The 1,100-nt window shown below is 65.8% G+C and carries 2 protein-coding genes; both read left to right on the top strand.

Translation table 11 applies throughout. The features are described from left to right. Window positions 1-546, top strand: a 546-nt coding sequence (locus tag EON91_RS14545; RefSeq protein ID WP_292096139.1) for an alpha/beta hydrolase, incomplete at its 5' end; no start/stop codon positions are given. Window positions 547-822: 276 nt separating this feature from the next. After that, window positions 823-1,100: hypothetical protein (locus EON91_RS14540; RefSeq protein WP_292096137.1), on the top strand; the 278-nt coding region annotated here is incomplete at its 3' end.

The raw sequence follows: 1,100 nt of genomic DNA, 5'->3' as shown, positions 1-1,100 counted from the left end.
GAATATGGCGACCGCTTCGGCGGCATCGTGATTGTCGACTCGCCGGTGAACCCGCCCGACACGCCGCGTCGTGGCCCGCCGCCCGTGCACGGCACGAAAGTCTATCCGTCTCTTGAGTCTGCGCTCGCCCGCTTCCGCCTTGCGCCGCCGCAGATCTGCGATAACCACTACGCGCTCGACTACATCGCGCGCTGGTCGCTTCGGAAGGCGCCGCTCAAGGACGGATCAGGGGACGGCTGGGCGTGGAAGTTCGACCCGTCGATCTGGCAGCGCTTCACCGTATCCCGACCGCCGCAGGAGCTGCTGAAGGAAACCCGCTGCCGCATCGCCCTGCTCAAGGGCGACAAGTCCATCCTCTGGGACGCGGACGTGCGCGACTACATGCGCGGCCTGCTCAACAAGCAGGTGCCCTTCATCGAAATCCCCGAGGCGCGCCACCACGTCATGCTCGACCAGCCGCTTGCCTTCGTGGCCGCCCTGCGCACCCTGCTGCAGGAATGGCGCTATTCGACGTCTGACCGGATGGTACCGCCCAGCGGGGCCTGACGCCTCAGGATGGCGGGTAGCCACGCAGAGCTGCGCGATTCCCACTCTGACCGCCGGAAAAGCTCTGCCGGGAGGCTTTCTGGTCCGTGTTTCGGACCGGCATCGGGGCAAGCCTGGCCTCTGCAACCAGCCTCCCTGCGCCCGGGGCGGTAGGAAATCCCCGAAAAAGCCGAATCGGGCCGGGGTATGCGGCCTTTTCGGCGCTTTTCTTCTGGCGGCGATACCGCTACACCGTGGCCCGCTTAGGACCTTCAAATCGCTGGGAGATGACTCGCGATGGCGCATGTTGAACCGACTGGCCAGATCGTTACGCCGCCGGCCCACACCGACGCGTACATGGATATGTCGGCCCGCCGTGGCATGTGGTCCGGCTTTGGTCACTTCACGACCTGGGGCTCGATGCTCCTGATCCTGACGGTTGGTTACGCCACCTTCGTCATCACCATGGGCGTTCCGTGGATCGGCGCCCTGATCGGCTTCGCCGTGTTCGGCGTCGCCGTCGGCCTGCTGATGAACATGGGCGGCGCCTGGGTTGCGACGGTTGTCGGCCTCTG

Origin of the sequence: Brevundimonas sp., from assembly GCF_004210735.1 — a bacterium.
Taxonomy (GTDB): Bacteria; Pseudomonadota; Alphaproteobacteria; order Caulobacterales; family Caulobacteraceae; genus Brevundimonas.
This window is presented reverse-complemented; position numbering and strand designations above follow the sequence as displayed.